Genomic DNA, 10,356 nt, shown 5'->3' with positions numbered 1-10,356 from the left:
TGATAACAAAGTTCAGCCCGGCGGGCGCGTCATCGTTCCTGATAGTTCCGGTTGCGGAGAGAGATTCCGCATCGCCCTCAAGTTTCGCCCCCGAAGGATTGGAAATCACAAATTGCAGAGTCTCGTCAACCTCAGCAACCATGTCTCCGACAATACCAACCGTAACCGTCTTCCTGCTAATCATAGTATTATCGGGGAGTGTAATTGCATCCGTCGCCCTAAAGGTGAGCCTGCCGAACCTGTCCGCATCGGAAATGCTGTAGTCGCTATCGGGCTGCGCGTCTCCGATACTGTGAACGCGGTTCTGCCAGTCCACCACGCGCCTCCCGTTTTCCTCGCGCGACATGCCGCCGCTCCCGGAAAGAACGCTGTAATCCACAAAGACCACCGATGCGGAGGCGGGTTTTAAGGTAACGGTAAAGACCATTGGGGTTGTGCCGCTGTCGCCCTCATCCACCACAACATCGGAAACCGAAAGAACGGACTGGTCATTGTCAATAATTCTGGCGCTGGCGGTAAATTGCGCCGCCGCTCCGCCGCCGGAGGGAATAGCAACATTGGTAGTGCGGGGGTCCCGCCCGGCAAGGTGGTTGCCGTAAGCGCCGCCGCCACGCAGGAACACAAACTCATCCGGCTCCGCATAGATATCATCATTGACCGGAACTGTTATCGTCTTGGTGGGTTCGCCGACATCAAACACAATCCACTCGGCGGTGTGTGTGAAGTCAACGATGTTACTGCCGACCCGATAGGGAAGCGCGCGCGGCTCGCCCGCTGCCTCCCAATCCCGCAACAGGGCTTCCAGATGGGCGGGGTTCCGGGATTGTCTAATGGGGTTTACGGTGTGGTAGCCCACGGTAACCTGCTGGGCGGGGTCTCTTGCCTCAAGGGTTATGACGAAAGTCAGGTTACTTCCCTCGGTTGTGTCAACCCCTTCCGCCTTTATAACCAGAGGAGTGGCGGGAGTCCCTTCCGTTACGTTGAAAACAACGGATGTTTCGCTTGGGGTTGCGCTTTTCTGCCAGTTCGCGCCGGTGGGCGGGTCGGCAATGCTGACCGTTACCATATCCATTGTGCCGGGAACGTTATCCACTCCCACGCGGAAACTGACGGGTGTCGTGTAACTGGCGGGAAGGGGAGGAGTGGAGGTAGGCGTTGTCGTCAGTGAATAGACATTAATGGGGGCAAACTCGTGGAATGTGTATGTCCCGCCGTCATCGGTCGTTGCGGTGAAGGTCAAAGGTATGAGCAAATTGCCGAGTTGGGGAACGGGGGAGACGGTAACATCCACCGTAACAAGTTCGCCTTCCTTCGCAGTCGTAACCCCGCCGCTTGCGGCAATGCTTACTTCGGGGGTGTCAAGATCAATTATCCTCACCGAGGCGGGCGGGCTCACGGCGTATGAGTTGTTAGAGGGCGTGCGAAGACCCACGGTAACAATCCGGTCCGGTTCGTTCAAATTGTCGCGAGAGCGAAGGGAGGGGATGGTTAATACTGCGGCATTTGCGCCCGCCGGAATGATAACTCCCGGAGTAGCGGTGGAATTTGTTCCGGCGTAGGGATTAGAGGTTATATAACTAACGGGAAGAGTCAGGGTGGCGCTGCCCGCATCCCTGTCCGAGGCAACGTCAAAAACTATATCCGAACCTTCATTAACGGACTCGGCACGGGGAGTGATGTAAACATTGGGGCGGCCTGTCGTATCATCATCAATGATATAGACAAAAACCTGAATGTTCCCGTCATTGTCAAAATTCAGATTTTCCGGAGAGGCCATAGGAGTTGCTCCACCCAGACTTCTGCCAGTGCCGTCAAAACGGACAACAAAAGATTCATTACCCTCCGCTCTGGTATCATGCAAAATGGCAATTCTTGCAGTTGCTTCCCTGCTACCGCCGGGGAATGAAACTGCCCTGAATGCGTTGCGTGTGAATCCCGTGTAATCATTCGAGTTCGCTGCAAGTGGACTTGGAGGTGGTGGATTTATAAAAGCAGTCCAATAATGAACACGCGTCCCCCCCGGAGGCGCGGGAGCGGTCAACTTGACGGGGATTTCCACATGCCCCGCACTTTCGCCAACACTGATTCCGGTAATATCAACAAACACATACGGCAAATGCGGCTCCGTTATCACCGTGCCATTAGGAGCAACCCCCAAAATCCGGTCGCTGTCCCGAACTTCAATATCCGCGCTTTCCCCCGATACATCCGTAACATAGCCCGTTCCGGGGAGAATTGAGACGGTAATCACTCCGTCCGGCTCTTTTTCCCTGTTAATATCAAGGGGAACGGGAATCCGGAAAGACACCTGCCGTTCACCCATGGGAATGACAATCTGCGTATTGCCCTCATCGGCGGTATCTATAAAATCAGCCGTCTCGGACACATTCACATTTACCGTCAAATTCGCCGCCGGAGCCTCGCTTGCGGTGAGAATGAAATCAGCCCCGCCGTATTGGTCTCCGTCATAAACCGGGTCTATGGTGGACGGGCGAATGCTCACCACAATATCAGACGCCTCATCGTCAACAATTCTGACGGAAGCAGACGCCGGAGAGCCGAGGCCGTAATCCTGCCCGGTGGTTGCCCGGAGTTGGACCGTAAGAACACCGGTGCCATCGTTAACGGTGTCATTGTGAATGGGAACCTCGTAAACCGCCACGGCCCCGCCGCCGGAGGCGGGCGTGAATACAAGCGGGTCTGTTGTCTGCGTGCTATGATCTGCGGGAAGCACAAAGTCCGAAGCCCCGGAAACCTCGGTTGACAACACAAGCGAGGATTTGGGAACTATGTCTGCGACAATTGAGAATCTCGCATGAGAGTCCGTCCCCTCGGTAAAGAATTGAGTAACATGCCCGACGTCGGGAGCAATGGAGAGTTGTGGAGTGTCATCATCAACAAAGTTGATGGTCTGAGTGAGGTTTGACCCGGCCAGCGTGTAACCTTCTCCGTCCAAAAGAGTTACAGTCAAGGAGCCGTCAAACTCATCTATATTGTCATTAATTAGAGTGAACCGATTGCCTTGAGGGGTATTACTGGTATTGAAGGTTACCTCAATGGTCTTTGTAGTCCCGCCATCATGGCCTTCAATGTAATCGCCCCCCGTGGCTTGCACTCTCAATGAGAAAGTCAATGTACTTGTTACCGAGCCCCCTCCTCTGATAAATGACAATCTAATTACTGCATTATTCGGATCTCGTATACCTTCGCTTAATGCATTCGTTATGTGTCCAACGCTATCTGTGAAAAATCCTTGAAGGGAAAACTCCGGCAGGTCCGGGGCCGGGGCCTGCGCACCGACCGCCCAGAAGGACGCGCTACTCGTCATTGTGCAGATTTCCTGCCCTCTTGTGTAACTCGTTACCGATGCCCAACTGCTTCCGTCATCTCCGCCGTAGTAAATTACGGGAGTTCCCGTCTGCCCGGTCGGCTGCGGGAAGCAAAGTTCAAACATGACTGACGGGTCGGGCTTGGGCGATATGTTTATATCAAAAATATTTGTGAATGTGGTTCGCAAAGCAGTGGGAACAGTGTATGCATCCGGACGCCCGTCCCCTCTTGTGGCTGGGTTATACGATGTTGCCATAACCATTGGGCTCTCCGGCAGGTTGTTTATCACAACCGAAACCGCCGCACCACCGCCAACGCTGGTGGGCATAAAACTCCTGTCATTGTCCGTTATCGTAACGGTGGCGGTATTGGCGGATTCGGAAATCGTCAAGTCTGAACTTGTGGTGGAAAGCGTTACCGTCAGAGTCTCGGCGGACTCTTTATCGGTGTCTTCAACAATCTCCAGACTGATAACCTGAGACGCGCCCGCATACGCCGCTCCAAAGGTCAGTGTGCCGCCTGTGGTGTCCGTGTAATCATCCGTGGGTGTTCCGTCGCCCGTAATCTCATAGGTAACCTCCGCATCCGCCGCAGGGGCCGAGGTTATGCCAACCGTGAACATCACAGTCCCGACACCCTCATCCACCGTAACAACAGCGGGGTCGGCAAAAGACACGGACGGAACCGCCGCCGGGTCCACAGTCAGACTGGCCTCAACAGCCGCCGAAAACTCCCCTTCAGTCGCAGTTACCACCGTGGTGGTGTTGTTGTAAGCCATGGGAGCCGTATTACTTATGATGTTATACGTTAAAGTTATGGAGCAACTTTCACCCCCGTCAAGGCCAACACCGCTTACTCTCAAATACCCGCCGTCTCTATCAGGAGAACGGGGAGGACCGGGACCACTACGAGGAGGCGTATAATGCCTGTATTGAACACTTCCCCCTGTAGTCGCTCCAACGCATGTGGCGGAGGGATTGGTTACCGAGGCATTCTGCACCAGACCGGCCGTTTGAACTGAGGACCCGTCGTTTAATCCGTTGGTCAATTTGTGCCTAAACGCTATGTTGCTGTAATCCGTCCCTGACGGGTTGCTCAATGTGTAGGTAAGCGTTGTGGAACTGCCCGCTTCAACAGGATTCGGGTCAAAACTTATAACAAGAGAAGGAGGAGCCGCCTCATCATCATCAACAAAGTGGAGAACATAAGTGAGCATCGGCCCCGCCGAGTGCAGAGAGTAACCTTCTCCGTCCAAAAGGGTTACAGTGAGGGTTCCGTCCTCTTCATCCACATCATCATCAATCAGAGTAAGAACATTGTTAGTGGTGGTACCATCTTGACCCAGAGTTACCTCAATGGTTTTGGTAGTCCCGCCTTCATGACCTTGAATGAAATCACCCCCCGTGGCGTGCACTTCCAGTCTTACGGTCAAACCCTGTTCCGGCAATGATGCCGGAGGACCGGGCGCTTGGGCAGGCAGAATAAAGAGAGAATGATTATCCGAGTCATCTTCGCTTATCCTTCTTGTGCGTGGGTTGGTAACTTGCTGGCCCGGCGCCTCATTTTGCGCATTTACAATTCCGGAAAGGTTCAACCTCGGCTCCGTCTTAGGCTCCTGATTCCCCGTTGCCCAGAAGGATGCGCTTCTCGTCATTGTGCAGATTTCCTGCCCTTTTCTGGTACTCGTTACTATTGTCCAACTGCTTCCGTCATCTCCGCCGTAGTAAAGGACGGGAGTTCCCCGCCCAGTCGGCAGAGGAAAACAGAGTTCAAAATCCTCTGTCAGGGCCGGACCGGTTATGTCCACATCAACAACATGCAAAAATGCGACACCGGACGCGGAAGGCGGCACGTATGCGTCCGGGCGGTTATCATCGCCCATTTCGGTGGGGGTATATGATGTTGCCGTAACAGTGCGTCCCGTAGGCAGGTCGTTCAACTTAACATCAACCGCAGGCGCCGAACCGGCGGGCGTGGACGGAACTGTCCTGTCTTCTTTTGTGGCAGCCGCCTCGTCATCTCTAACCGTGAAGGAGAAACCGGTGGCGGCGGCGGGGCTAATCCCCAAATTTACAAAATTGGAACCCCAGGGTTCAGCCGTAACCGTAATAGGAACATTGCCTGTGTCAATTGAGTCATCCAAAAGTCTAATTGACACCACTTGTTCGCTCAAATAGTCATTGGACTTGGTATCAAAATTGTATACAGAGAAAGACGCCTGCTTTGTTAAAGTACTAACCCCGCCGGGCAGTTTGGTCGTGTCTCCGCCTGCGGCGGTGAACACCAAACCATAAGCCATAAACGGGTTTCCAGCCCCCGTATATGCCCTGTTCTGAACGGCGAGGACGTGCACGGTATCATCCTCACTGATAGTACCCGTGAAAGGCGAACTGCAATCCGTTGCAGTATTGTCTGCCACGAGGCAAATCTCTTGTAGGAATACTTCATGCAGTATTTCAAAATCAATGTTATCAAGGGCTTCTCCACTAGTCGGATGGGGATTGAAACCATATTCCCCGCTCTGAGGTTGCGCTATGGTTGCCTTTATCCGACCGTCCATATTTGACGGGTCTTCTTTTGTCTGAACCGTTAAAACATTGCTGTATCGTCTATTGGCGAGAATGGTGAACGTCAATGTCGTGTTCTCCACAGCATCGGAAAGGAAATCGTCGCCGCCAACTTCCGCAACTGTTACCTCAACATCCAAATCGGCGGAAGGAGCGGGTTGTCTGTCAAGAATAGTAAGAATAAGCCTGACTTCACTCCCCTCTACATAGGGGCCGGAGAAGCCGCACCTTGTCCCGGTGGAATGCGCGCCGCAAATACCGACAACGGGAGGAGCGGCATCCACATTGAACGAAATGCCGACGCCTATGTCTCTGTTGTTACCGCTTCCGGCGGCGGTGAATTGGGTCCCGGCAGCCCTGTAGCCGGTGCCTTCATTCCACCCGGGCTGCGAGTTGCTACTGGATTGTGTGAGAACTCCCACACGCGCCGGGTTGGTTATGGTGGTTGTCGGGGTTGTGAATGTCGCCGGCGGGAAAGCGCTGTGCGTTTGGCCTGCGTTTATGGTCAGTGTCTGGCTTCTGTCGAAAAACACGCCCCCGCCGCCGGAATCACCGGTAACCAAGCGCACGGTAAGTGTCTGCCCCGCCGGAACCGCATGACTGACACGGGCAATAATATAGAAATCATCACCCGCCGCAACATTGTCAGTAATGGCGGAAGCGGGGCACTCAGTCTCTATGTCGTTCGCCACACGGCAGACAGACACCGTCCGCAATATGTCACCGGGGTCATCCGCCAAGTTGACGGATACCCGTAACATTGCCGGGTTTCTCGTGAATTCCTGACCGGGGGGTATTCTCGGATCACTCGGATCACTCGGCGACACAACAAGCGGGTCATCAGGCGCAAAAATTGAGACCGCTACCGCCGCCATCCCGTCGCCCAAATCATTAAACTGATCATTTTCAAGCGTAACAATGAAAGGCGTGGTTGCTTCCCCGGCGGGAATGACCAGTATCTTTACCCCTCTTTCCGCCTCCGCAACATATCTCTGGCCGACTTGCGACGGGGCAACATTCAACGCCACCGTAAGCGCGGACTTCGGCGCGGGATTGGAACTGACGGTGAAATGCGCATTCTCACTTTCGGTAAAGAGATTCTTGTCAGCCGTTATGGACAACGCAGGCACATCGTCATCGGTTATCGTAACGGTGGCGGGGGTCGGGGAAACCGCCAAAGCAGTGCTTGCGGTGCGAAGCGTTATCGTCAGAGTCTCTACAAACTCATCATCTCCGTCATCAACAATCTGCAAACTGAGAGTCTGCGGTGCGGCAGACATCGCCGGAAAGGTCAACCTGTTATTGGTGAGGTCATTGTAGTCACCCGCCGTAATGTTCTCCCCCGTAATTTCATAGGTAACAACCCCTTCCGCTCCGGGGGCTGAGGCAATTTCAACATCAAACTCAAGAGTTACATTCCCATCGCTCTCATCTGCGCTTTTGGTAAGGTCGCCGGAGGCAAACGACACTATGGGAAGCCCCCCGTCTTCATCCATCAGTTGGACAACCGCGCTGTCGGGCATGCCCACCGAGTATTCCTGCCCGGCGGGAGGGAGGGCATTCGGGTCATTCGGCGAAAGCATGACCGTTACAGACCCCGCCGGTTCGGGGGTGGGGTCCTGTTCAATAAGAACCGTGTAAGTCGCGCTCAGCATCCCGGCGGGGAAAGGAAAGGTCTGCGCCCCGTCCTCACCCGTTTGAAGGAAGTTGCTCACTTCCGTTTCCGTAACTTCCAGCGACACCATAAGGTTGGATTTCGGCTCTATGCTCGCATTGACGGTGAACAAAGCATGGGCGGGCTCGGTTACCGAAGGGGAAACCGCCCTTATTGCCAAAGCGGGCGTGTCATTGTCCGTTATTGTTGCAACGGTTGTAGTATCGCCGAGGAGTATGTTCTGATTATTTGAAAGCATCAGCGTTACAGTCCCGTCAATCTCGTCAACATCGTCATCAGTTATGTCCACCCTGACAAATTGCGGTGCGGTTCCACTTGCCGTAGTAAAGTTGAGCGTCCCTCCAGTTGCCGATGTTCCGCCGACAACTGAGAAGGCAACATCGGATGAACCCGTAACCGTATAGTCAACAGTCGCGTCCGCTGTCGGAGACGCGCCGTCAACTGTAACCGTAAAAGTCAGAGTCCCCACGCTCTCGTCAACCGTAAAGTCTGCGGGGGCGACCACCGTGGCGGGCGTATCATTGTCGTCAACTATGAAAGTTATGCCGCCGGAAGGTTCAACCCTCATACCGGGACGAGGGGTTGAGGAGGAAAACTGAACATTAATGCTAACAGGGGGGTTACTGAGGGTGTTGTCATCATGAAGCTCAATTGATGAATTTGTTGCGGTCGCGCCTGAACTGATTGCAAGCAACTCATTTTGGGGCGTAGCGTAAGTGGCAACCCCGCCGGGCAGTATGCTCCCGCCTGTGGCGGTGTATTCCAAACCAATCGGCAAAGAGGTGCCGGGAAATGTTTTATTCATAGTAATGAGGAAGTGCACATCTTCACCCTCAGACGGATTGGGGAGAGAATTCGGGGCGGGACAACTCCCATCAGATTTGTTCGCTATACGGCAGAGGGTCAGAATTCGGGTATCCAGCATCGGAACTGTGTTAGCGCCCGTAATTCCAAGAGAATCTGAAGAATACCGGTCAAATCCTGAGGGCGTATCCGCAATAATACTTATATCGCCGTCAGCGCTCCCCGAATCAGGTTGCGTCTGAACTACTATAGGGGCGGTGTATCCTGTTACGGGGGGAATGGTAAATGTCAGTGTCCTCTCCTCAGTACCGGAAAGGAAATTGGTGCCCCCCACATCCGCAACCGCCATTCTAACAGTTACGTCTCCGGTCGTCCGAGGCGGTGAAATCCGGGCAATGAATCTCAAGGGAATTCCCTCTATTGTGGCGTCGTTGCCCCCGCAAATTGTTGGTCTTGCTTCAGTAACACGGCAAATCTTGACTTCAGAGATTGGAGTGCCTGCGGTTAAAGTAAAGCCAACGCCTCTGACGTTTCCAAGAAGGTCGTTGTTTGAAATTGTAAAAGACGTCCCGGCAAGGGGATAATCAGATAGTGTGGTAATATGCGTATTCTGAGCAGCATATGTACTTGAACTGTAGAAAGAAGGGGAAAATGTTAAAGTTCCCACATGCACAGTTCCACCATTGGGTATGTTGACCGAAAGCGGTAATGTTGTCGCATCGCTGTATCTCTCGCCTGCGTCTATGGTCAAGGTGCGGACGTCTCCCAAAAGAAAGGTGCTGTCAGGGTCTAATCCCACCACCAAAGGCACTTTAAGCCCGCCCGTAGGGGCCGTCCCATTAACAGCGGCAAGAACATACAGATTGCCTTGCCCTCTAATCCGGTCAGTGGGAGGAGTGGCAGGGCAGGAAGTAGCGGAGGCGCTCGCAACACGGCACACAAACACATGGTTATCGGTCGGCGTTACCGCCCCATCGTCAGTTATCGCGGCGGTAGCCTCCGCCGTGCCAATGGAGATAGCAGGAGTTTCGTTGATTGTCAGGACCACCTGATTGTTGGGCTTGTCCACAACCGTCCAACTTGAACCCCAACCATTGCCCGGAATATTGCCTTCGTTGTCACCTCCCGGAAGCCTGATATCAATTGTCTCAGAGCCTTCCGTATTCGGCAAAACATCTCTCAAGCCCGTGATGAGAAATGTGGCATATGTCGTGCCGTCTGGAAGAACCACATTCACACCTGGCGGGGCATAAGTAGCGAAAGGACTGTCGGGAGTTTCCAATTCAATATTGTAATCAGTACCAAGCGTCGCAGTGGACATACCGTGAAGCCTTATCTGGAAATACGGCCGAGTATGTCCTCCCCCCTGATCCCTAGGCACATTTTGAACCGCGCCCGGAAACACTACAAACACTCTCGCCGTGCCGCCATCCTCATCAAGACTCAAATTTGACGGAGAAGCATGAATGGTAACTTCGCCGGGCGTTGCGGCGGGCGGCGTTGTGGACGGAATGAATCTTGCGGAGGAGACCCTGAAAGTTAAAGTCTTGTCCTCGGTAATTGTGCCGGTCCTAACCGTAACAGTCTCCGAAGTCTGATTCGCCTCAAAAGTGAGCGTCCCCGTCAACGGGTCGGCAGGGTTAACCACACCGTCCCCGCCCGTAATCTCATAGTCAACGCCTACCCTGTCAGTCTGAGCGGGAGATAACGTAACTTGAAAGACGGCAGACCCGTTTTCGGCAAGAGTTGAAGTGGTGGTGCTGACATTAACCGTCTGCGCCCGCGCCTCATTCGCCCCGACCCCCAACAAACAAAGAGCAGACCCTGCGGCTATAAGAAAAGATACGACAATGCGGGAAAGGAAACTCTCCCGTTGACCGGCCTGACCCCTAATCCCCGGTTGCGGTTTAACACGCATAACATAACAAACACAAAGCCACCTTGCCTCGCAGGACCGCGTCTCTGTGTCGTTGGGGTCAA

The 10,356-nt window shown here is 53.8% G+C and carries 1 protein-coding gene; it reads right to left on the bottom strand.

Features of this window, described 5'->3' with window-relative positions:
* On the bottom strand, positions 1-10,294 hold a 10,294-nt coding region (locus tag OXF42_01745), incomplete at its 3' end, for a hypothetical protein (GenBank protein ID MCY4046819.1).
* Positions 10,295-10,356 lie beyond the last annotated feature (62 nt).

It is taken from the genome of Candidatus Dadabacteria bacterium, assembly GCA_026708565.1.
Lineage (GTDB): Bacteria > Desulfobacterota_D > UBA1144 > Nemesobacterales > Mycalebacteriaceae > Mycalebacterium.
The sequence above is the reverse complement of the archived record's forward strand: the minus strand, read 5'-3'. Positions and strand labels throughout refer to the sequence as shown.